Below are 23,121 nucleotides of genomic sequence, written 5' to 3'. Positions count from 1 at the left end.
TTATCAGTATTTTATATACTAATACTTGCTTATAACACTATAGTTGTCCTTTTTTAACCAAATCCTTTCAAATCCATTTATGGTTTGACTAGGAGAACTCTCAAAATATTTATTTAGCATATTAATAATATTAGACTTATCACCAAACAAACCTTTAATTTGGCTATCATAAATTTTGATTGCACTGACCTTTTTATCTATGATGCCTTCTAGATCAACATAAAAAGCTTCATAATGGCTATTAAACCCCTTATCGTTAACATATTTAATATCCTCGATTGCGCAATATGGGAAATCCTCATAAAAAATGCAATTATAATTCTCTTTAGCTAGCTGCTTTCCAACAAAATTAACTATTTGGTGGTCAACATGCTCTCCAATTGCTAAGGGGAAGAACAATTTACAGCCCTTTACAAAGTTATGTTTAATAATTTGAAAAAGTTCTACAATAATTTTTATATCCGATTCTTTTATATTTGAAAATAACTCACGTTCATTTGTATAAAGTGGTGGATTTCCTCTAAAAATGGCATCTAAATAATTTAAGTCGTGCCTTTTTACTCCAAGGTGATCAATTGCTTTCTGATCTTCTGCATTTCTTCTTTGGTTATATAATATTGGGTCTATGGAAATAACGTCATTTATATTTAAATCATGCATGATAGTATTTTTTGCTAAGGGACTTAGTTTTATCCTAGAATCGGGGCGACCAGAAAAAACATTTAATACTAATATCTTTTCCGTTTCTTTAAATCTATGAATATAACCATACAGGCTTAAAATTGCGTCATCAAAATGCGGTGAGATAATGATAGAGTCATATGACTTTAATTTATCCATCTAAAGCCTCATCCTCTCCACCCACGATACTGTTGTAATCTTTCAATAGAGACATAAATACTACATCCTGTTGATAGATGTCCTTTATTTCTTCTTTTGCTTTTTTCACTAACCGTTTAGCAATATCTTTTTCATTTAGTATTTTTTCAACTCTGGATGTAAAACCATTTACATCCCCCGGCTCAACTAAATAACCTGAAATACTATCCTTTATTAATGTTTGTAATCCTCCAACTTTAGAAGCAACTATTGGGACTCCGGCAATAATTCCTTCAATTGCAGATCCCCCTAACTCTTCATGTTTTGATGGCATTACTAACACACATGAGTTATTTAAAACACAAGGAACAATTTCTTTAGATACAAATCCGGTGATAAAAAATCTATCAGAAATATTGTATGTTTCTACCACTCTTATTAGCTCCTTTTTTTGAGGACCATCGCCACACACAAGAAATTTTGCATTTTTATCTTTACGAGCAATATTTCTTGCTACTTCTACAAATGTTTCCCACCCCTTTTCATATGATATTCTACCAAGGTATAAAATTATATCCCCGCTGGGGAAATTAACCTTGGGTAAATTTTCCGCACAGCATTGTGGCTTTGTATGCATATGATTTATATGTTGATTCCCCACTGTATCACTGAGCTTTTTAAACTTCGCAACTAATTCTGGGAATCTTCCGACATACTTATCCCTAGTTCGATCAGTTAATACATATACAATCTCACTTCTGCTAATGGTTTTATTCTCCATAAAGATTACTAAACGATTTATTAACAAATCAAACCAATTAGTAGTTGAATAGGTGAAATTCCGACTACAGTGTATTGTTGTAATGAGCTTAGATTTAAAGATTTTACTAGCAAATATTCCTAAAATAAATGGCCAAATGACACCGCTTGAGTGTAGGTGAATTATATTATATTTTTTTTGGAAATTTTTTAATATCCAAAACAAACTCCCAAGTGCCCAACTAAAGTCTAATAAAAATGTTCCTGAATACTTAGATTTAAAAGGAAGAGTGAGTCGACGTACAGAATAAACCTTTAAGTTCCCCTTTTTCTTTAATTTTCTCTTTATTCCAGGAAAACCTGTTGTTAATATATCCTGGTCCACATTCTTATAGGATAACCATTCTGCTAGATTAGTTACTTGTATTTGTTGTCCTCCGAGAGGATCAAATCTGCTTGGCCACGACTTATTTTCGAAGTAATAATGTGGTGTTAACCTTAATATCTTCATTCAAATTCCCCAACTTATAAAGTAATTATCTCTTTAAAGTTTTTTATAAAAACATCTAGTAATTCCTTGTCACTCAATAGCATGCAATGGTGTAGGACAACTAGCTCTTCAATTGCTCCTTCTGCAATTGGGAATGATTGATTTCTCCAATACTCTTCTGACATTGATAAGTGCTCTGGATACCTATTTTTTAACCAAGGACAGAAAAGCTTATTCTTATGAATTGCATTATAAGGACTGTGGATATGAAAATCTCCCACTACTAACTTTTCTTGTAATTTATTTACTACATCTCTAGCATCAATGAATGGATACTCATTCTGGTCTATTTTAATAATATAACTATAATACGTTTGCTTATTAACGCTAATTGGCCTTTCCTGTACTTTAATACCCGGTATCTTTAGTAATTCATTATCTAAGTACTCAGCGGCCTGTTGACGATAGTCATTTTGGTTTTCTAGAAGTTTAAGTTGCTCAATTAAGATTGCAGCTTGAAATTCTGACAAACATCGATTACTCCCCTGTATCTTTCCTACTTCAATAAGTTGTAGGCTACCTTTAACTGCCTCATTCTGGTCAGCTAAAACCCTTCCATCCGCTCTAAGTTGTTCCAATCTTAGCTTGACTTCATAATCATTAGTAATAACAGCACCACCTTCTCCGGCTGTTAATACTTTTGCTTGCTGAAAGCTAAAACATCCTAGATGACCAATGGTACCAACTTTTTTCCCATTCCATTCGGAGCCATGGCTCTGTGCACAATCTTCTATAACATATAAATTATGTTTTTTTGCAATGCGCATAATTTCATCCATGTCACAAACAGAACCATATAAATGAACAGGTATAATTGCTTTCGTTTTACTAGTAATTAATTCCTCTATCTTACGCCAGTCCATACAGTACGACTCAGGATCCACATCAACTAAAACTGGTTTTGCATTTACATTTAGTACAACACTTGCTGTCGCTAACCAAGTTAATGCAGGCACTAGGACTTCATCACCGTAGCCCACTCCGAGTGCCTCCAACGCAATTAAAAGTGCATTTGTTCCACTGGTAGTTGGTACACAATATTTTGTATTATTATATTTAGCATATTCCATCGCAAATAACTTTTCTTTGCACTCTTCGCCAGTCCAATATCCACTAACTGCCCATCTATTCGAATCTAATACGTTATGTAGTTCTTCCCTAACACTTTGTGAATAAATTGGCCACTGTGGCCAATTATATTTAACTTTTATTTCCACAGAAATCACCTACTTAACTAGGACTACAAGCATATCTCTGCACTTATAGTTCCTATTATTCTCTTCATGAAATTTATTCAGTTTTTCCTGAATTGTCACTTCTTCTATTCCATAATTAGGATAAATAAATGGATAATCAATTTCTTCTGTAGTCTCTATTTTCGCTATTCTTAATCCAGATTCTTTAAATATATCGATATAATCTTCAAAATGAAGTCGATTTAACCAATCGGATTTAAAAATAGCTTGTAGAATATTCTCAACATCTTTAATTCTATATCTTTTAGAAAGCATCTCTCTAATTTCTTCTTGCGAATAGGTTAAATGAATCCAATGGGGCAATATATAATCTGTGGAGAAATCTGTAATTTCTCCTTCAATTTCAATATCTAAATGATGGCCGTCTGGTGCTGACCAAATTGGACCAAAGTGTGAGTATAGAGCCCCAGACTTTTTTAATAGTCTTTTACACTCTTGAATGGTTTCCTTTAAATCAGTTATGTGTTCAAATGCATTGCTAGAAAAGACATAATCAAAATATTCAGATTCCCTCGAAATAGAGGAGCCAATCCCTTTTATACGCTTTATAATACCGTTATCTAAATTTTTATTTAAAGGATCTACTGAAACCCATTCCTTTACTCCAGAGTCTAGAATTATATCACTATCTAATGCTCCTCCTATTTCTAATACTTTTTTGCCTTTTAGATCAAAAAGTTGTTTAAAGTCATTAAATACAGTATGTTCACTATAGGCTATAGTACCTAACATATTATTCCTCCCTCTATAAATGTTGATTTATCAACGGTTTGAGCCGTTGGTGGGGTGTCAAAAAAATATTTTTCGACACGCTTCCTAACAATATTTTTATATTATGAGAAACTATTCCATTATATGGGTACGCTACGCGGTCACTACTGGTTAATAGTGGTAAGTAGTGTCAGAGAATTATGTGATGCACAATGGATCTCTGCGTAACTTATGATGACGTACCCTCCCATGTCTCTGGGCATCTGTGTGCCTACATTCCTTCGTTCGGTCTAGTCATAAGGCAGAGGCTAGCGAAGCTCCTTTAGGGACTCTAGGTCGAATGGTGAATATAATGCCAGCTTCTCCGTGTCATCCTGTTGTCTAGGTCTGTAAAGGGGATGTAGAAATCTATATAGCCTCTGCGAGACTAGGAATATCCTTCATCATTCGCTGCGCATCAAATGCTTTGTGCTTCGTGCTGATTCCATGTAACACTTTTAATAGTTTTCCGCATAGAACCACGATAGACTGCTTCTTACGTAATGGATTAACCTGACGATTTGTATAATATTCGTGCAGTTTTCTAAAAGCCTCATTATGTCGAATCATCGGCATCATAACTCTAAATAGGAGGGCACGCAGCTTTCTTCTGCCACGTTTGGAGATGCGCTTTTGCCCTTTGTGCTGTCCGGAAGAACTCTCTCGTAATGTTAACCCCGCGAGTTTGATTAGTTGGCGTGGGTCTTCATAGTATGAAAAGCTTCCGATTTCAGCTAATAAATCAACTATCGTTGTATCTCCTAGTCCTGGTACCGTTGATAGCCACTCGTACTCTACAGAAGTTTTTACAAGCTCAACTAAGTGTTGAGTAATCCTCTCGATATCTTGTTCCAGCTGATGGTAACGGCGAACGAGCGTGGCGATTTCAATACGGGCCATCTCACGTCCTTCTGTTACTCCAATGGAATAAGCAGCGACTTCAATGAGGCGCACTGCTTTTGGTCGTTGGGGAGATTTGAGCCCCTCAATCTTTCGATAAAGGGATAAAACCTCATCAGCTTGTTTCTGTTGGAGATCACTCGGAAATGGGGTACATTCTAGTACGGCCATTGCCATCTTTCCAAATGACGGGAAGATCTGAGTGAACTCAGGAAAATAGCGATCTAACCAGCGAATAATCATGTTTTTGACAGCACTAAGTTCCTCTGTCAATTTCCCTCTAAACGTTGATCCAACACGAAGTTCAGCCTCCATGTCTTTCAAGATACGTGGATAACTGAAGCGTCCATCTTTAATAAGACGAGCGATTACTAGCGCATCTTTACGGTCATGTTTGGTTGGTAAATTGTCATCCAATTCCTTTGACTTTTTAACGTGCAAAGGGTTGGTCATGACTAGGGGAATACCCCGTTCCTCAAGGAAATAAGCTAAATTTAGCCAGTAATGGCCTGTTGGTTCAATCCCGACAATGACTTCCGTTTTTTCGTATTCTTTCATTGCAGTTAAAATACGTTGATAAAAACACTGGAAGCCATCACTAGACTGTAATACTGGGAAAGATTTTTGGAGCACCCGACCACGATCATCTACAAAGCAAGCAAAATGTTTTCGCTTGGCAATGTCAATTCCTACTACGAGTGTATTCTCGGTGACTTGATTTATTTTCTGATTTTGTTTAAAATCCACTTTGGAGTCCTCCTTGGTTAACTAAGTTAGGGGTCAATTCGCGCTATGATTTGACACCCCGTATCATACCAAGAGGGCTCTTTTTTGTTCAAGTCCCCGAAAATCCTTCTAACAGGAATGCTCCTTAATATATTTTTTAAAAAGCAAAGATCACCAATTTAATGCATTGCACCAGTATCTTTCTCTCCTGAATTCAGGATACTTACATTTTGGGTTGGAATTAGTGATCCCGTAATATTATGATTTGAACTAATAACCATCAGCGTTGTAAGAATTATGGAGTAAAGTATTTTTTTCATATTAATATGGCTCCCTTTGTAAGATATATTAGAATATTACCATTAATAAAAATACTGTGTATTTGAGAAAAACGCCGGTTATTACTTCAAAACATTGACACTTATTCCTTTTTTCTCACTAATTCATAATCTATAATAACTATAGTTATATAATTAATGAGGTGAATAACGAACTATGACTAGTTTACTAGGAGCAAAGATTAAAGAGATGCGCAAGCGGTTTTATATTTCCCAATATGATTTAAGTACTGGGATATGCACTCAAGCTTATATTAGTAAAATTGAAAAAGGGGATGTATATCCTTCTGCAGATACTTTGATGAAGATAGCAGATAAACTCGGTATCAGTATTTCCCTACTTCTAGATATCTCAAATATCCCTAGGCATGAATACATTATTGACGTAATAACTCAAATAAGGGAAGCGGTTTATGATAGAAACTATGATCTTGTAAAAGAAATAATAACGAGTGAAAAAAATAATAAATTCGTTAACGATGCTAAATTCAGGCAATTTTTAACCTGGCATGAAGCAATTTGTTTTTTTTATAAAGACGGCAACTTTAACCAAGCAATTAAAACATTAGATAATGCGATAAGACTTACTTCTTCTAAAGGAAAAGTTTATGGTGAACGGGAGGTTGAAATATTAATTAGTAAGGGCAACTTATACACCGACAATAATAATTATGAAATGGCATTAAAAACTTATAAATCTGCACTATCTCATTTAAAAAATATACCTAGGTTGGAAAATATTTATATTCCCGTGAGGCTATATTACAACCTTTCTCGATGCCTGCGTTTTAGTAAAGACTACTCAAACTCACTAATAAACTGTGATTTAGCCTTAAAAATAGGTAAAAAAAATAAATTACTTTATTTAAAAGGTGACCTTTTTATACAGAAGGGCCTCAACTACAAAGCCTTAAATAATTTTAGAGATGCTATTGAAAACTTTAAATTGGCAGAAATAGCTTTTACTTTACAAGATAGTGAAGAAAATATTAAGTTCGCACAATCAAAAATAAAAGAAACTTCTCTTTTATTATCGTAAAATTCACAGTTCTATCTCCCCCAAATGGAATTGGACAATAAGAGTAATTATACTACTTAATGTACCAAGGAGACGGCATTATGAAACAAACAAAACACTAAAAGGATTTCATATTAAAAGTCGAAAAAAAGCTACAGAGACAGGCAAAAATTCCGACGTATGATTGTAAATACAATTGTGTTCACCTTTACAATGTTTATCATTGCATATGAGCTGCAGCTAGCCCTTGACCTTCCTTTTCTTATTACCTGGCTAACTACCGCAATCGGTGAATTTGTAGTCATGGCTATCGGGGCACCAATCTTTTATTTCTTAAACAAACGCGTCCATTTTGAAAAACAAGTATAAATAAGAGCGATCGCTGTAATGGCGAATCGCTCTTTTTAATATGGTATTACATAATTTGAGATGTGGATGTAGCTGTTACTGTTTCTGCTTCCGATTCTTTCTTTTTCATAAAAAGGAATGTGTAGATAATTAATAAAAGAACTACACACACAATCGAAAATCCATAGATAAAATGAAATCCTTTATTTGCAGCAAGGATGCCAAGCCCTGTTGAACCGATGGCCATCCCGAGATCCATGGAGGAAAAATACATTGCGTTCGCCGTTCCTTGTTTTTCTTTAGTAACAAGACTAACCGCTATGGCTTGTAAGGTTGATGTCACCATGCCATAAGCCACTCCATAGAAGAATGCTGCGATAAGTAAGGTACTTGTGCTATGGGTGATAGATAAGAGAAACAATCCTATGATTCCACAAATTGCTGCAGGGTAGATGATTACTTTATGTCCTAGCGTATCATACAATCTTCCAGAAACTGGTCTTGCCGCTAACATGACAATTGCTACGATTAAAAAGAAGAGAGAAACCGATCCACCGAGATGTTCTTCCTTCCCCAGTTCCCTTAGAAAACTAATGACACCTCCAAGTGTAATTGAGAAAAGTGCACATAAAATACTTGGAACAAACGCTTTTTTATCAAAAATAGATTCCTTCAAGGAAAGCTTATGCTTCGGTTCTTCCTTCGTCATAACCGATTCTTCTTTTGAAGGCTTTATAAAAAAGCTGAAGATAAATGTAAGGACGGCTAAAACGACTGAAATAATTAATAAAAAATTAAATGGTAACGTAGCTAACAAAGCAAGTGCTACCATAGGAGCCATACTTGTACCAATACTTGTAGCTAATCCATAATAACCGATTCCTTCACCTAATCTCTTTTTTGGAATAATATTTGTAGCTAAAGTCGCTAAGATGGTTGTCATAATTCCAAATCCAATCCCATGAAACACCCGTAATAAAAGCAATAATGGAACTGACTGTTGATTGTATGCAATCGCAAGTGTAATAGCCACGAAAGCGAGTGAATAAATACTCATTTTTTTAACATTTACACGATGAATAAGATAACCGATGAACGGACGCGTAATAATTGCCGCTACCATAAAAACTGTCGTCATCAGCCCACCTTGAGCGGGGTTATTTTTGATATCGGTAATAAAAGCTGGAAACCCTGCAGTAAGCAATTGTAAACATAAAAAAAATAAAAAAGCCATTAAGACAATGGCTACATACTGACCTGTCCACAATTTATTCGATTCTTTCATACATTAATTCCTTCTTTCTAGTTGTTTACATCCTCTAGTAGTGAATCTGCATTGTCTTCAATCTGTTGCAATACTTTCAAATAAATATGGAGTGACTCTTCATCAATTCCATTGATAATTTTTGAAAAAATCTCTTCCAAATACGGAGCAACTTCTTCAACTAAGTTCTTTCCTTTTTCCGTGATCATTATTAAAAAGGAACGTCGGTCTGATGGATTCACTTTCCGTTTAATAACCTCACTTTTTTCAAGTAAATCGAGAATTTTCGTCAATGTTGCCTGATCTTTATCCGCTCTTATTGATAGTTCCTTTTGTGAAATATGATCATGCTCACTTAGCGTTCTTAGAACACTCCATTGTTCAGAAGTAATATTATAAGATTTTAAGTAAAAATTAATTGTACGACTCATTTTTTTACTAGTCCGCACAGAAGCAAACCCGATTGATCTATCTTTTGAAATGGCCACCTTACACGTTCTCCTTTCAATTATATTTTAATTATATACTAAAATATAATGTGTGTAAATATAATTTGTATACGAACTATATTACGAAAAAAGATGACATTGTCATCCTTTCATAACCATTTTTACAATCACGAATTTCCGTTTTTGAATATAAATAAGTCTTGCTGCTAATCCAATCCCAGCTGCCAGTAATCCGGATGTTAAGCCAATCCAATATCCTGGTGCACCAAGGGAGGTGAAATGTGCTAATAAATAGCCAACCGGTAAGCAAATGAGCCAGTAAGCAATAAGGGTCGTAATAAATGCGACGTTAACATCTTTGTATCCCCGCAGTGCCGCTTGTGCAGTCGCTTGAATCGCATCAGAAATTTGGAAAAATAAAGCATAAATTAAAAAATGCGCAGTTAAGTTAATAACGGCTAGTTCATTTGAATAGAAGCCTGCTACCTTGTATCTAAATAAAACTACGAGTAAACCGGTAAAAAGAGCAATGATGACAGATAAACTAATTCCTAACCAACTATATGCCTTCGCGTCTTTATAACGTTTTGCCCCCACTTCAAAGCCGACCAAAACAGTTAAAGCTAAAGAAATACTTACAGGAACCATATAGAGAAACGAAACGATATTAAGAGCTGATTGGTAGGCAGCAATCGTTGTCACACTGAACTTACTAATTAATATCGTCACAACGGCAAACATACTCGTTTCAAAAAAGGTTGATAATCCCATCGGGACACCAATTTTTAAGATTTCCTTGCATTTTTCAACTGAAAACTTTTTAAAATTGGAAAATACTCGATATGCCGAAAATGGTTCTTGTCGTTTAATGATGTACGCTGTTATCCCTGCTATAATCCAATACGTAATGGAGGTTGCATAACCTGCACCTGCTCCCCCAAGTTCTGGGAGACCCCAATGTCCATAAATAAACAAATAATTTAATAAGAAATTAAACGGTAACGATGAAATCATAATCACCATAACGACACGTGTTTTTCCGAGTCCGTAGATAAATGATCTTAAAACATTAAAAATAAATAGTGGAAGAATGCCATAACTTAATCCAACTAAATAGTCATGTGCTGTATTTTGCACACGAACCGGCAGATTCATTCGATTTAATAATGGATCTAATAGAAAAAAGCCAAGTACAATTACTAATAATGCGATCATTAACGATAGATAGACGCCATTGACTACAATAGATGATACTTCTTTATTTTTCTTTTCTCCAAAGCGCTGGGCGACAATTGGCGATACGGCTAGTAGAATTCCGCTTAATCCTGTAAATACCGGATTCCATATAGAAGATCCAATTGCCACTCCCGCCAAATCGGAAGAATGATACTTACCCGACAAAATCGTGTTAAAAAACACCATCGAAAACATTCCTAATTGAGTGATTAAAATAGGAATGAGTAAAATAAATATTTGTTTTATTTTTTCCTTCATTGTATACGTTTGATTCATTTTTCCGGTACTCCTACACGTAAATAATATTAATCGACTGGTTCCAGAAGTCCCATTTCTATACATGTTGAAAGGGATAATTTCTTGTTGCTAGATGGAAATTGAATGTCGATGCTCTCCTGTCCGATATGCGTAATTTCACCATGACCAAACACACGATGTTTGATCATTTTTCCTTCCACCAGTTGTGAACGATCCTTTATTCCATTTGGATTAGAAGGAACTTTTGACTTATTAGCGACAGCATTTAATTGTGCCTTTTCCTTGACGGGAGCAATAATTTGGCGGATATTGCTTAAAAATGGGGATTCCTTTACAGGGCTGCCATTTTTCTTTTCGTATGAAAGGAGTTCTAGATGCTGCTTTGCCCGAGTCATTCCAACATAGAAAAGACGAACAGCTTCTTCCATTAGCTCATGATTCCCTTCATCATAGCTTTTTGTTTCTGCCTTTGAAGGGATCATTCCATCCACTAAGTCAATCATGTACACGCGTTTAAACTCCAGCCCCTTCGAACTGTGGAAAGTAGAAAGTGTCACGACGTTTTCATTTTTTTGTCGCTTTGAATTTTTCATCAATGTTTCTAAATATTTTAAACGATGTGCAAACTCTTCCATCGTCTCTAATGTATCCGCAATTTCTTCTAATGTATTGAGAATTCCCACGAGATATTCCAGATTAAAGCCAAGTCGTTCGCTCATTTTCTCGAGAGCCTTCTCGTATCCTAGCTCATAGCGAATATATCGGATAGCAGAAAGAGGAGCAATTCCCTTCATATCACGGAAAATTTCCTTGCATTTTTTCAGTTGTTTTACTTGATATTCCTTTAACTGGACGAACTGAAGAAGATTGTCAAAAACTGAATCGTTATTACGTACAGCTTTTAATTCGGCCATTTGCTGTTTCGTAATATACCCATTAAATTTCATATGGATTTTATCTAAAATATCTACACGTTTATCATTAAAAGTCATTCTCATGAAATTCAATATGTCTTCAACAACCCAATGGGAAAAAAATCGATTGTCCGAGTCTTTTATATAAAAAGGGATGCCAGCTCGATCAAATAGATTAATAAGCGGAATTGATGACGAGTTGTTTCGGTATAACACAGCAACATCTCGATAGTTTGCAACTGTAGAAATTTCTTTCACTAAATACGACGTTTGATTTTTATCATTAAAATGACGTTTCACGATAATTGGTTTAGCAGCTGGGTTATCTGTAAACATATTTTTATCATAGCGATGCTTATTTCGCTTGATGAATTGGTTGGCAGCATTAACGATATCCTTTGATGAACGATAATTTTGCTCCATCTTAAGAATCGTTGCTTCCGGATATACTTTTTTGAAATCCATTAAATATTGTGGTTCCGCCGCACGCCATGTGTAGATCGATTGGTCATCATCGGCTACAACACATAGATTTTTATGCTTCTGTACGAGTTTTTCAATGATTGCATGTTGAACCATCGATGTATCTTGACTTTCGTCGGTAAGAAAATAGTCATATCTTTGTTGATACTTTAGAAGAAGTTCTCCCTCTTCTTCTAATACTCTGTTAGCTATCGTTAACATGTCATCATAATCTACTAATAATTGATTCGAACTTGTTCGTTTAACTTTTTCATATTCTCGTAAAATTTGTTCTGCCTGGGGAACAGTACATTCAACGGTTGACCATTTTTTCTGTGGAAGAAGTTTATTTTTTATATAGCTAATATAGGTTGTTAACTCCTCTAGTTGATCCTCTGTTATCACTTCGCCCACCATTTGTTTAAATAGTTCTCGAAGGATCATTTTTTTATTTAAAGGGCGATTGTTTTGATTTACTGTTGTTCCGCCCTCGATTAATTGATAAGCAATCTTTTGATGAGTGAAATGTTCGCGTACTATTTCAAAAGCTAAACTATGAATCGTTGAAAAATTAACTGGAGGAAGAGATGGAAAGAAACGTTTGAATCTCTCTTCCATATCGATGGCGGATGCTTTACTAAACGTTACCGCTTTAATCCTTGCCGGATTCACACCTTTTTCTTCTATTATATAGCCAATTCTCATGATGATGGTTGTCGTTTTTCCTGAGCCGGGGGTTGCTAAAAGTAGGAGTGGACCCTCAGTCTGAAGAACAGCTTTCTTTTGAACATCGTTCAGTGAAACACCTAATTGCTGCTGTTTAGACTCAAAAAATTTTTCTCCTAAAGACATTTGCTAAAACCTCACTAAAACTATCAAAATATATATTGTTCTAATATTACCATACAAGCTGAAGCACAAAAAGCTGCTAGCAATGCTAGCAGCCGATTTTTTAATAGAGCAAATATTTCTTTCTCGTTTTCTCAAACTTCTTTAAATCGTTTTTCCAGTTACTTTCAATCTCCTTGAGGGAAGTTCCGTCGTTTATCGCTTTTCGCACCCATCCATTGCCGATTAATTGGTCGAATGCAGAAATTCCGCTGCTATTTTCCGGACGGAAGGCAAAATCGTTTGGATAAAGATCATGAATGGTTTTGACGATCGCTACTCCCGTTTTTACAGATTGATAGCTTTTTCGGTCAGTTACATGAATTTGAATGCCACCGGAGAGTTGGCCATTAAATTTCGAGCTCGTTGGGGTGAAGTAAGCACTTCTAAACATGACACCCGGAAGCTTGAGATTATTTAATGTTTGGGCAAGTTCTTCTCCGTCTATAAATGGTGCACCGATCAGCTCAAATGGCTTTGTTGTTCCTCTTCCTTCCGAGACATTTGTTCCTTCAATAAGCGCTGCACCCGGATATACAAGTGCAGTATCTAAAGTCGGCATATTTGGTGATGGAAGCACCCACTGAAGCGGTGTTTCATCGTAGTACATATTCCGTTTCCAGCCTTTCATCTTAACAACTATTAGATCGGCACCTATCTTAAACTCCTTGTTGAAGTATTTTGCCAGTTCTCCTACCGTCATCCCGTGCTGCAAGGCAATTGGGTATAGACCGACAAATGAGGAGTATTTCGGATCTAGCACTGTCCCTTCTACTTTTGTACCGCCAAGCGGATTCGGGCGATCTAGAACGATAAATGGGATATTATTTTCTTTGGCAGCTTCCATTGCATAGGCCATTGTGTAAATATACGTATAAAATCTAGCACCTACATCTTGGATATCGAATACAAGAACATCTACACCTTTTAGCATTTCGGGAGTTGGTTTTTTCGTTTCTCCATAAAGACTATAAACAGGAAGACCTGTTTTTTCATCGATATAAAATGGAACGTAGGATCCTGCTTGTTCACTTCCTCTTACACCGTGTTCCGGTCCAAATAAGGCAACCAAATTAATTTGTTTATTATTGTAAAATTTATCGACGATACTCGTTAAGGACTGATCAACACCAGTCGGATTGGTTATGAGTCCGACTTTTTTCCCTTTTAATAAGTTAAGTTGATCTTTTAACAATACTTCTACTCCTAGTTGAAACGACTTGTCTTTATGCTTTTTCGCAGGCTCGATTGGTTTCGCTAAAGCTGCAGATAAACATGAAACAGATAGAATCACTGCTATAATCGCGACTAACCACTTTTTCATCTCGATTCTCCTCTCTTAAGTGAGAAGGAGCTGGTTTCCCCAACTCCATTTCCTACATACTCCTTAATCTAGCGATTTCGTAATTCCCAATCATTACTATTAAAATGAAGCTTTACCTTTTTACCTTTTGACTTAATTTGCGGGTCTGCGATATACCATCCTCTTCCATTTACTGAAGCATCTGTCTCATATTGAAAGCGAATAAATTTTGTACCCACAGGAATCGCATAGGTTGCTTTTTGCCATTTCATACTTGATCCTGTATATTCCGTTCCAAGGGAAGTCCAACTCTTACCGTCGTTGGAAATTTCCACCTTCCCATAATCGGCATCCTTCTCAATTCTATACCATGTTTCGAACGTAAGTGTTGCAGGTTTTTTAATGTCTACTTCTGCTTGTAATATTGATTTTTTGTTATCTCCATAACCGGCAAACCATGCTTGTTTTTTTCCTTTCATTTCAACAGGAATCGCATCCCCCGCTTGTCTTGCAACGAGTCTTCTCGTTTGGTTCGTTGAAACGGTATTGCGGGATGGATGAACTCGATTTGTTAAAAGAATAACAACTGTTTGGTTCTTTGGACTAATCACTAATGAAGTTCCTGTATATCCTGTATGGCCCATCGTATTTTCCTCTGCAAACCCATCCATATACCAACCTTGATTCAATTCATAGCCAAGACCATGATCATCCCCTGGAAATGCTTGATTCATATTTTTCTCCATTAACTTCACCGTTGAAGCTTTTAAAATTCGTGAATGACCGTATTTCCCTTCATTTAAAAATGTCTGTCCTAGGATAGCTAGATCATTGGCGGTTGAAAAGACGCCCGCATGTCCTGCTACACCATCGAGGGACCAGGAATTTTCATCATGAACTTGCCCCCATACGAGACCTCTATTCGTCCAAGGTTGATATTCCGTTGCAGCAATTCTTGATTTCAAAGATGCAGGTGGATTGTACATCGTATCCTTCATGCCAAGCGGTTTCGTAATATGTTCTTTTACATACTCATCTTGCCTTTGCCCTGACAGCCTTTCCACAAGAACACCTAAAGTAATCATATTCAAATCACTATACGTGTAAGTTGTTCCCGGAGCATTCGTGAGCTTATGCTTTAACACAATCTCTAACCTATCCGCTCTTGATGTGCCCATTTTATAAACGAGAATTCCTGGTTCAAATCCAGAAGTATGGGTCATTAGTTGACGTATCGTGACTGTTTCCTTGCCGTTTTCCGCAAATTCCGGAATGTACTTAGCTACAGGATCATCTAGTTTGAATTTTCCTTTTTCATATAACTGCATCGCTGCAATCGAAGTGAAAATTTTACTAATGGAAGCTATATCAAAAATCGTATCTTTTTTCATTTGGATGGGTTGATTGGTTTCAGTAAACTGATCATCCGTATAACGATAGGCATATCCATATGCTTGATGTTTTACCGTCACTCCTTTTCTTGCAACATAGGTGACAGCACCGGGCATGACTTTTTGATTGATTGCATCATTAATAATTGAATCCATTTCTTTTAATGGGGCTTCAGACATTCCGGCTTGCTTAGGCTTTCCCGATAGTAAGACGGGTAAAGATGGTCCAGGATGATCCCATGTATATTTTGTTTGCATCACATCATCTCGCTTGCTAGCTTCTATTGTTGATATCCCCTGCATTGAAAACAATAAAGTTGTACTCAACAAGGCCACTGAACATGTTTTAATGATTTTCTTGTTCAATTGGATCTCCCCCTATTAATAATGTAGTCCCGTACCAAATGAATATAGACCGGGAATTGTAACCGGAAGCTTTCCACTTGGTGAAATTTCTCCTACTAACGCCTTTGCCAGTGCTCTTGTTGAGATATCACGATTTCCATAGGTTAAAATATTCGCATCTACCTCGGGAAATGACATAATATCGTATGGATTTCTCATCGATGCAATTACAACAGGTTTACCTGTTTGCTTTAGTGCTTTAACCATTGTTTGCTGGGCAGTATTTGTATTCGCATTATACGTGGCAACGACGATGACATCGGTGTTTTTTGCTTTATCCACTGCCGTTTGAATTTCCGCTGCAGTTGGTGAAGTATTTGTGCCATAGGCGATAGCGTCCAAACCTTTATCGGTTAGTAGTGTGCCTAGTCTTTCAGAATTTGCCGTCGTTGGGCCGGTAATTAACACTTTTTGATTGCGCTTAAGAGGTAGAGTGTGATGATCATTTTTAATTAATGTAATGCTTTTTTCAGTGATTTCATCTGCCATCTTTAGATTTTCTGGTGTTCCTATTTTTTTAAGCATTTTTTCCTTTGTGAGTGGCTGTTTGATAATCCCACGCTTATATTTCGCTAGCAGAATTCGAGTTACTGATTGATCAAGGCGCTTTTTACTAATTTTCTTTGTTTTTACTGCTTTTAATATAGATTTATAGGCAAGTTCAACATCTGGTGGATTAAGCAAAATATCTGCCCCTGCTTCGAACGCTGCTACTGGCACTTGATCAGCAGGCAAGACATTTGCTCCTGACATATCTAAACTGTCGGTAATTATTAATCCATCATACTTAAGCTGATTTCGAAGAACCCCGGTCATAATCGGTTTGGACAATGTCGCCGGTAAGCCGGAAGAATCTAAAGCTGGAACGACGATATGCGCCGTCATGATCGCATCAACACCGGATTTAATCGCTGTCCTAAATGGGTTTAAATCAACTTCGTAAAGCGTCTTTAAATCATGATTCACAATTGGTAGCCCATAATGGGAATCGACATTGGTATCTCCATGACCTGGAAAATGCTTTCCTGTTGCAATGACATTTTGCTTTTGTAATCCTTCAATCTGTGCAGTTCCTAAGGTTCCTACTAAATTGGGGTTTTCAGAGTAAGAACGTACGCCAATGACTGGATTTTCCGGATTCACATTAACATCTAAGTCAGGAGCGAAATCCATATTTATTCCTAAACTTTTTAACTCTGTTCCGATAATTTCCGCCGATTTTTTTGCATAAGTCACAGATTTAGTTGCACCTAGCGCCATGTTTCCAGGCAATACAGTTGCTGGTTCGGTGACACGTGCGACGATTCCACCTTCTTGGTCGGTTGATATGAATAAAGGAATCTTTGATTTTTGTTTCAAAGCAATCTTTTGTAGTCCATTAGATAATGCTTGGACTTGTTTCGGATTAATAGGGGTGCCAATATTGTCGTTCCAATTAAAATAGATGACTCCACCGATATGGAATTTCTCGATAATTTCTTTATAATTTGCCCCTCCGCGTTTGGAGTTTAAATTCGTTTCCGTATAATCTGGGTCGGTAGGTGTTTTTCCATATGCATGAATGATAAAAAGCTGTCCGACTTTTTCTTCGACAGACATGCTTTTCAGCTTTTTCTTCACCCACTTTTTAGCTATCTTCTCCTGGTTCCCCTTCGGTTTTCCCTTTGCCTGAGCAGTTGGTGCATTTGGCAACATTAATGAAAGCAGAAACACGAATGTCAGCATGAACACCCAAATTTTTTTAGGCATTTGTTTTCCTCCCCTAAGTTCAAATTTTTGTAAGGGCTTACTTGTATTAAAGTCTATCAATACTGATGAATTTGTCTATATAACTTTTGCCCTTTTTTATTTAGAAGATTCCCTATATTCATAACTGGATGCCTATGTCTTTTTACATATTTTCGAAAGCGGCATTCAATACACAATCATGCCCAAAATGCTTGTGAAAAAGACACTGTAAATAGACATAGACCAGTTTTATAATCGATTTCTTTAAAACTAATTAATATGCGTTTTACTTACTTTTACGTGATTTTTTGCCTAAAGTTAAAATAGTCTGAAAGTTACTATTATTCTATCTATTTTTTCTATAAACTTGACATAATCTAGTAGAGGAGGAGATTGAATGAATAAGAAAAAATTCGTTATTCCTATGATTTTGTCTGCGGCAATTATAGGAGGATCGTTTTCCGGAGGTGCTGCTTATGCAATTCAGCCCGATGATTCAGGATATCCAAAGATTCAAAAGATGGATGCCAAGAAAAGTTTAAAAAGGGATACCAACCATTCTATCTTTGCTAAGAAGCTAGGAGTAAAGAAGAAAAAAGATGTTGCAGCAATTAATTATGTTGAAAAAAACAAGAATCTCTTAAAAATGAAGGAACCTGCGAAACACTTAAAGGTCAAAAAAATGGAGATTGATAAATTTGGTATGACCCATGTACGTTTGCAACAAACAAAAAATGGAATCCCGGTAGAGGGTGCTGAAGTCATTGTCCATTATGACAAAGAAGGGACCGTACAAACTGTCAACGGCCAATATAGTAATGATATCGCAGAGACAGATTTAAATACAAAAGCAAAAATTACTGCAGATCAGGCCATTGAAAAAGCGAAGGAGATCGTCTCTGCACCAAAAGACTTAGACTATGAACCTACTCAAGAGTTGGTCGTTTATCCTTTTAATGGCGAAAACTATGTCACTTATAAAGTAAATGTGAATTTTCTTGGGGAACATCCTGGAAATTGGGATGTATTTATCGATGCAAAAACAGGCGACGTTGTAGATATGTATAACGAATTAATGCACGTCGATGGCGACGATTATAAACCGATGAAGGGTGTAGGCACAGGGGTATTAGGAGAAAAACGCGAACTTCATATTTCCAAAAAGAAAGATCCGAAATTAGGAAATGGAATGATGTTTTTTCTAAATGATATTAATCATGACCATTTAGGAGGAATTACTACCTACGATTTTGAAAAGGAGTTCGATTCAAGAACTAATCCGCTGCCTGGTAAACTATTTGCAAAGAAAAACAATTCTTGGAATGATGATTATGATCGTGCAGCAGTCGATGCCCATTATAATTCCGAAAAAGTTTACCACTATTATTTAGACAAACATGGCCGTAATTCTTTGGATGATAAGGGCATGGAAATAAAGTCAACCGTTCACTACGGAGATGGCTATAATAATGCCTTCTGGAATGGACGACAAATGACTTATGGTGACGGGGACGGACAGTTCATGATTTCCCTTTCAGCCGGTCTTGATGTAGCAGCACATGAAATGACGCATGGAGTAACTACCCACACAGCTGGATTAAAATACCGAAATGAATCTGGTGCACTCAATGAAGCATTCTCTGATATTTTTGGTGCATTAGTGAATGAAGACAGCTGGGAAATTGGCGAAGATATTATGGCCCCTGAAGCAAAAGCCTCCGGAAGAACAGCCCTAAGAAGTATGAGCAATCCAAACAAGTTTCCGGTGAACGCAGCCTACACTCCTTACGGAAATGGAAGTGGTGTATATCCAAAACATATGGATGAATTCTACCATCTTCCAATTAATCTAGATAACGGCGGGGTCCATGTCAATTCCTCCATCATTAATCATGCTGCCTACTTAACAGGAGAACAAATTGGAAAAGACAAACTTGGACAAATCTATTACCGAGCACTTACCGTTTATCTAACTCCCGATTCAAACTTCAGCGATGCCAGGCAAGCACTTATCCAATCTGCCATTGACATATACGGCGAAAACAGCACCGAAGCCCAAGCAACCGAGTACGGCCTAAACCAAGTCGGCATCCTCCAATAAATACCATATCGGTGTCAGGCACCATTTATACATTTTTTTGAATATTTATTTCATTTTTTGTATAAATGGTGTCAGGCACTTTATTTTTTTTGACGTTCTGTGTTTAGTGATTGGATGAGGAGGAGGAGGATGAAGAAGCTTAGTGTGATGATTTCGATGGGATCCATGACGCTGAAAGGGATGATGACGTTGTTTATTGCCTTTTGAAGTTTGTATCCCATGAGCATATCTATTCCTACGGCAAAAGATAGTAATACTACTAGTAGACCAAAACTGATGCTTAGTAATTTCATTTGTTCTTATCCTTTCATAACAATAACTTCTATTATCTTTTCCGATTTTTAGAAAATAATTGATACTTGCATAAATTACCTTTAGATTGGGGAAATTTTGAAGTATACATAACCTTACGAAAATGAGGAGACATCATGCCCAATTGGTTGAAAATTTTCAAAAAGAACAAAAAACAAAATGTAAAAAAAGGGAAGGATATTAGCGGGCAAGCTACCGTCTCCATATCTGAAGATGAGATTGGAACCGATTTAGATGAAAATATAAAAAAGATTATTAAAGCGACAGGTAATAGTTCCGATATTGTGATTCGCAAAATGCATTTAAGTGAATCAATCCGTTTTGCGGTTCTTTATACTGACGGACTTGTTGACGATAAAACGATTAATGATTTTATCCTAGAAGGTCTAATTCATGAAAAGGAAATTCCCTATCCTGTTTCCGCTCAACATGCCCTTCACTTTATAAAGAATGAAATAATTGCCATTGGAGGAATTACCTCCATTTATAGATGGGATGATTTATTCCAATCGTTATTCTCGGGTGCAACAATCATCCTGATGGATAAAGCGAATGAGGCATTAAGTGTGAGTACTATAGGTGGGGAAAAGAGACAAATTTCTGAGCCAAGTACGGAAACGACAATACGAGGTCCACGAGAAGGATTCACCGAAACCCTTCGAACTAATACCGCCTTAATTCGCAAAAGAATCAAAAATCCAAATCTATGGCTTGAAACGATAAAAATTGGAAAAGAAACACAAACAGATGTTGCGATTATGTATATTAACGGCATTGCTAATGATGACATCATTAAGGAAGTTAGAAAAAGATTAAAGCGGATTGATATCGATAGCATATTGGAATCAGGGTACATTGAACAGCTTATAGAAGACCAAACATTTACATCTTTTCCGACACTCTATCATACAGAAAGACCTGATGTTGTTGCTGCAAATATTTTAGAAGGCAGAATTGCCATTTTAGTTGATGGAACGCCATTTATCCTTACCGCCCCAGCTTTATTTGCAGAGTTTTTTCAAGCAGCCGATGATTATTATACTCGATTTGATATATCAACAGGTATCCGTTTATTAAGGGTGTTAGCTTTTTTCATCTCTCTTACCGCACCATCGATTTATATCGCGGCTACCACCTTTCATCAAGAAATGATCCCTACTCTCCTTCTCATTACAATCGCTGCCCAAAGGGAAACGGTCCCATTTCCCGCCTTTGTAGAGGCAGTCATTATGGAAGTGATCTTTGAAATCTTACGTGAAGCAGGGGTAAGACTTCCAAAGGCAGTTGGACAAACGGTTTCGATTGTAGGTGCCCTAGTCATCGGTGAAGCTGCGGTGCAAGCTGGAATTGTTTCACCCGCAATGGTGATTATCGTCTCCATTACCGCTATTGCTAGCTTTTCAACGCCATCCTTTTCTATGGCGATTGCCGCTCGCTTAATTCGATTTTTATTCATGATACTTGCTGCAACATTTGGCTTCTATGGATTAATTATAGGAGGGTTAGTCATGCTTATTCATTTATGCAGTTTACGTTCCTTTGGCGTTCCGTACATGTCTCCATTAGCACCGTTTATAAAAAACAATGTGGATGATACAATCACCCGAATGCCAATATGGGCGTTTAAAGAAAGACCTAGATTGATTAGCCAAAAGAATATTATTCGTTCCGGTAAAAATCAAAAACCACAGCCACCAAAGCAACATTCTGATAAAAACGGTGAAGGAAAATGAAAAGAAATTGTCTACTCCTCACCATACTTATTACTTCCATTACATTTCTTACTGGTTGTTGGGATAAAAGTGAGCTTACAGATTTAGCAATAGTGAACGCAGTTGGTGTAGACAAAACAGATAATGGAGAATATCTGCTTACCTTTCAAATTATTAATCCTGGTAACGTTGCCAGTGAACAAGGAGGTGGAAGCAGCGGTATACCTGTTACAGTATACAGTACCACCGGAAATAATTTAGAAGAGGCGGCAAGGATTGCATCAAAAGAAATATCACGTAAGGTCTATTATGCGCATGCTAATTTAGTCATCATCGGGGAAGAATTGGCTCGAGGAGACATTACAAAAATATTCGACATTGTCGAGAGAAATCCTCAATTTCGAACAACTGCTTCAATCGTAGTTGCCGAAAATAGTAGAGCAATCGATATGCTGAAAATTCTAACTCCAATCGACAAACTTCCGGCAAATAAAATTACTAAAGCATTGAAATTTACTGAAAAGGCGCTAGGTGAAAGTATCGATGTAAGTGTAGGTGATGTCATCAAACGGTTAACTAACCCCGGAAAGGAACCGATCATGAGCACATTTATCATAAAAGGGGATCTCGAACAAGGGCAAGGCCAATCCAATACGGAAACAACCGAAGCAGCAGCACGGCTATCAGCTGGAGGGTTGGCAATTTTCAAAGAAGGAAAATTAGAAAAAGTCATCTATGGTCAGACAGCTCGTAGCATTGTTTGGATATTAAACAAGTTAGACCAAACAGTAATTGGGATAAATTGGGATGAGCAAAAACTTCCCATATCCTTTGCTGTCAATTCAAGAAAGTCGGAAATTCATCTAAAAATAAAAAACAATAAACCGATTTATACAATTCATATTAAAGCAGAAGGCGATATTAGAGAAGCTACAGTGCCTATAGACTTAACAGATCCAAAAATACTGCAGCAATTGGAAAAAAATATAGCAAAAAAAATAAAAAAAGAAATGTTACATGCCGTAAAAATTATTCAAAAAGAGAAAACTGATATTTTTGGATTTGGGGAGATATTTTATCGTAAATCACCGGATTTGTGGAAAAAGGTCGATCAAGATTGGAATGAAATCGTCTTTCCAGAGCTTACTGTTAATGTAAAAGTCGACGTATTTATTAGAAGAACCGGATTAAGGAATAATCCATATTTTTCGGATTTAAAGTAGCATAATGGGAA

Annotated in this window: 17 protein-coding genes and 1 pseudogene; 5 read left to right on the top strand and 13 right to left on the bottom strand. The window is 36.6% G+C overall.

Annotated features, from left to right (window positions below; all coding sequences use genetic code 11):
• Positions 1-18: 18 nt before the first annotated feature.
• From MKY81_RS07920 to MKY81_RS07900, 5 genes are all read right to left on the bottom strand, one after another.
• Positions 19-840 carry a PIG-L deacetylase family protein gene (locus tag MKY81_RS07920; RefSeq protein ID WP_341117409.1) on the bottom strand — a complete coding sequence of 274 codons (822 nt, stop codon included), beginning with the start codon at positions 838-840 and terminating at the stop codon, positions 19-21.
• The gene (locus tag MKY81_RS07915; protein ID WP_341117407.1) at positions 833-2,089 is read right to left on the bottom strand and encodes a glycosyltransferase; all 1,257 of its coding nucleotides are present in this window, start codon (positions 2,087-2,089) and stop codon (positions 833-835) included. The genes MKY81_RS07920 and MKY81_RS07915 overlap by 8 nt, the downstream gene beginning before the upstream one ends.
• Positions 2,090-2,103: 14 nt before the next feature.
• The gene (locus MKY81_RS07910) at positions 2,104-3,345 is read right to left on the bottom strand and encodes a DegT/DnrJ/EryC1/StrS family aminotransferase (protein ID WP_341117406.1); all 1,242 of its coding nucleotides are present in this window, start codon (positions 3,343-3,345) and stop codon (positions 2,104-2,106) included.
• Positions 3,346-3,354: 9 nt separating this feature from the next.
• Positions 3,355-4,116, bottom strand: a complete 762-nt coding sequence (locus MKY81_RS07905) for a class I SAM-dependent methyltransferase (RefSeq protein ID WP_341117404.1) — start codon at positions 4,114-4,116, stop codon at positions 3,355-3,357.
• 387 nt (positions 4,117-4,503) lie between these two features.
• Entirely contained in the window at positions 4,504-5,781 is a 1,278-nt protein-coding gene (locus MKY81_RS07900) for an IS110 family transposase (RefSeq protein ID WP_100346401.1), read from the bottom strand.
• Positions 5,782-6,255: 474 nt separating this feature from the next.
• On the opposite strand from MKY81_RS07900, the gene MKY81_RS07895 reads away from it, so the two are divergent.
• The gene (locus MKY81_RS07895; RefSeq protein ID WP_341117402.1) at positions 6,256-7,137 is read left to right on the top strand and encodes a helix-turn-helix domain-containing protein; all 882 of its coding nucleotides are present in this window, start codon (positions 6,256-6,258) and stop codon (positions 7,135-7,137) included.
• Positions 7,138-7,293: 156 nt separating this feature from the next.
• A pseudogene (locus tag MKY81_RS07890) lies at positions 7,294-7,485 on the top strand (QueT transporter family protein); the annotation flags it as partial.
• Between the two features lie 46 nt (positions 7,486-7,531).
• On the opposite strand, the gene MKY81_RS07885 reads toward MKY81_RS07890, so the two are convergent.
• The 7 genes from MKY81_RS07885 to MKY81_RS07855 all read right to left on the bottom strand — a co-directional run bounded on the left by MKY81_RS07885 (position 7,532) and on the right by MKY81_RS07855 (position 17,783).
• On the bottom strand, positions 7,532-8,749 hold the full coding sequence (locus MKY81_RS07885; protein WP_341117400.1) for an MFS transporter: 1,218 nt from the start codon (positions 8,747-8,749) through the stop codon (positions 7,532-7,534).
• Between the two features lie 17 nt (positions 8,750-8,766).
• Positions 8,767-9,216, bottom strand: coding sequence for a MarR family winged helix-turn-helix transcriptional regulator (locus tag MKY81_RS07880; RefSeq protein WP_341117399.1), 450 nt, complete (start codon positions 9,214-9,216; stop codon positions 8,767-8,769).
• Between the two features lie 102 nt (positions 9,217-9,318).
• Positions 9,319-10,689 carry an MATE family efflux transporter gene (locus MKY81_RS07875; protein ID WP_108072470.1) on the bottom strand — a complete coding sequence of 457 codons (1,371 nt, stop codon included), beginning with the start codon at positions 10,687-10,689 and terminating at the stop codon, positions 9,319-9,321.
• A gap of 29 nt (positions 10,690-10,718) precedes the next feature.
• A complete protein-coding gene (locus tag MKY81_RS07870) occupies positions 10,719-12,899 on the bottom strand; it encodes an ATP-dependent helicase (RefSeq protein ID WP_327991769.1) in 2,181 nt (726 codons plus the stop codon).
• 100 nt (positions 12,900-12,999) lie between these two features.
• The gene (locus tag MKY81_RS07865; protein ID WP_108072466.1) at positions 13,000-14,259 is read right to left on the bottom strand and encodes an exo-beta-N-acetylmuramidase NamZ family protein; all 1,260 of its coding nucleotides are present in this window, start codon (positions 14,257-14,259) and stop codon (positions 13,000-13,002) included.
• A gap of 68 nt (positions 14,260-14,327) precedes the next feature.
• Positions 14,328-15,932, bottom strand: a complete 1,605-nt coding sequence (locus tag MKY81_RS07860; RefSeq protein ID WP_341118753.1) for a serine hydrolase — start codon at positions 15,930-15,932, stop codon at positions 14,328-14,330.
• Positions 15,933-16,010: 78 nt separating this feature from the next.
• On the bottom strand, positions 16,011-17,783 hold the full coding sequence (locus tag MKY81_RS07855) for a glycoside hydrolase family 3 protein (protein ID WP_108072464.1): 1,773 nt from the start codon (positions 17,781-17,783) through the stop codon (positions 16,011-16,013).
• Positions 17,784-18,159: 376 nt separating this feature from the next.
• Here MKY81_RS07855 and MKY81_RS07850 point away from each other — a divergent pair, with 376 nt between their 5' ends.
• Positions 18,160-19,863 (top strand): M4 family metallopeptidase, encoded by a 1,704-nt coding sequence (locus MKY81_RS07850; protein WP_108072462.1) that lies wholly within the window; start codon positions 18,160-18,162, stop codon positions 19,861-19,863.
• 80 nt (positions 19,864-19,943) lie between these two features.
• Here the strand turns inward: MKY81_RS07850 and MKY81_RS07845 are convergent, their stop codons facing one another.
• The gene (locus MKY81_RS07845; protein ID WP_341117391.1) at positions 19,944-20,156 is read right to left on the bottom strand and encodes a hypothetical protein; all 213 of its coding nucleotides are present in this window, start codon (positions 20,154-20,156) and stop codon (positions 19,944-19,946) included.
• Positions 20,157-20,291: 135 nt separating this feature from the next.
• Here MKY81_RS07845 and MKY81_RS07840 point away from each other — a divergent pair, with 135 nt between their 5' ends.
• Both MKY81_RS07840 and MKY81_RS07835 read left to right on the top strand, forming a co-directional pair.
• The gene (locus MKY81_RS07840) at positions 20,292-21,908 is read left to right on the top strand and encodes a spore germination protein (protein ID WP_341117389.1); all 1,617 of its coding nucleotides are present in this window, start codon (positions 20,292-20,294) and stop codon (positions 21,906-21,908) included.
• Positions 21,905-23,110, top strand: a complete 1,206-nt coding sequence (locus MKY81_RS07835; protein ID WP_341117388.1) for a Ger(x)C family spore germination protein — start codon at positions 21,905-21,907, stop codon at positions 23,108-23,110. The genes MKY81_RS07840 and MKY81_RS07835 overlap by 4 nt, the downstream gene beginning before the upstream one ends.
• Positions 23,111-23,121 lie beyond the last annotated feature (11 nt).

This window comes from Heyndrickxia sp. FSL W8-0423 (genome assembly GCF_038009395.1).
GTDB classification, from domain to species: domain Bacteria; phylum Bacillota; class Bacilli; order Bacillales; family Bacillaceae_C; genus Heyndrickxia; species Heyndrickxia sporothermodurans.
The sequence above is the reverse complement of the archived record's forward strand: the minus strand, read 5'-3'. Positions and strand labels throughout refer to the sequence as shown.

What these genes read in the sequence shown, in the direction of transcription:
- MKY81_RS07855 (WP_108072464.1), bottom strand. Translation starts at nt 17,783, where the DNA reads ATGCCTAAAAAAATTTGGGTGTTCATGCTGACATTCGTGTTTCTGCTT.
- MKY81_RS07875 (WP_108072470.1), bottom strand. Translation starts at nt 10,689, where the DNA reads ATGAATCAAACGTATACAATGAAGGAAAAAATAAAACAAATATTTATT.
- MKY81_RS07840 (WP_341117389.1), top strand. Translation starts at nt 20,292, where the DNA reads ATGCCCAATTGGTTGAAAATTTTCAAAAAGAACAAAAAACAAAATGTA.
- MKY81_RS07860 (WP_341118753.1), bottom strand. Translation starts at nt 15,932, where the DNA reads ATGCAGGGGATATCAACAATAGAAGCTAGCAAGCGAGATGATGTGATG.
- MKY81_RS07905 (WP_341117404.1), bottom strand. Translation starts at nt 4,116, where the DNA reads ATGTTAGGTACTATAGCCTATAGTGAACATACTGTATTTAATGACTTT.
- MKY81_RS07870 (WP_327991769.1), bottom strand. Translation starts at nt 12,899, where the DNA reads ATGTCTTTAGGAGAAAAATTTTTTGAGTCTAAACAGCAGCAATTAGGT.
- MKY81_RS07835 (WP_341117388.1), top strand. Translation starts at nt 21,905, where the DNA reads ATGAAAAGAAATTGTCTACTCCTCACCATACTTATTACTTCCATTACA.
- MKY81_RS07915 (WP_341117407.1), bottom strand. Translation starts at nt 2,089, where the DNA reads ATGAAGATATTAAGGTTAACACCACATTATTACTTCGAAAATAAGTCG.
- MKY81_RS07865 (WP_108072466.1), bottom strand. Translation starts at nt 14,259, where the DNA reads ATGAAAAAGTGGTTAGTCGCGATTATAGCAGTGATTCTATCTGTTTCA.
- MKY81_RS07885 (WP_341117400.1), bottom strand. Translation starts at nt 8,749, where the DNA reads ATGAAAGAATCGAATAAATTGTGGACAGGTCAGTATGTAGCCATTGTC.
- MKY81_RS07850 (WP_108072462.1), top strand. Translation starts at nt 18,160, where the DNA reads ATGAATAAGAAAAAATTCGTTATTCCTATGATTTTGTCTGCGGCAATT.
- MKY81_RS07845 (WP_341117391.1), bottom strand. Translation starts at nt 20,156, where the DNA reads ATGAAATTACTAAGCATCAGTTTTGGTCTACTAGTAGTATTACTATCT.
- MKY81_RS07895 (WP_341117402.1), top strand. Translation starts at nt 6,256, where the DNA reads ATGACTAGTTTACTAGGAGCAAAGATTAAAGAGATGCGCAAGCGGTTT.
- MKY81_RS07920 (WP_341117409.1), bottom strand. Translation starts at nt 840, where the DNA reads ATGGATAAATTAAAGTCATATGACTCTATCATTATCTCACCGCATTTT.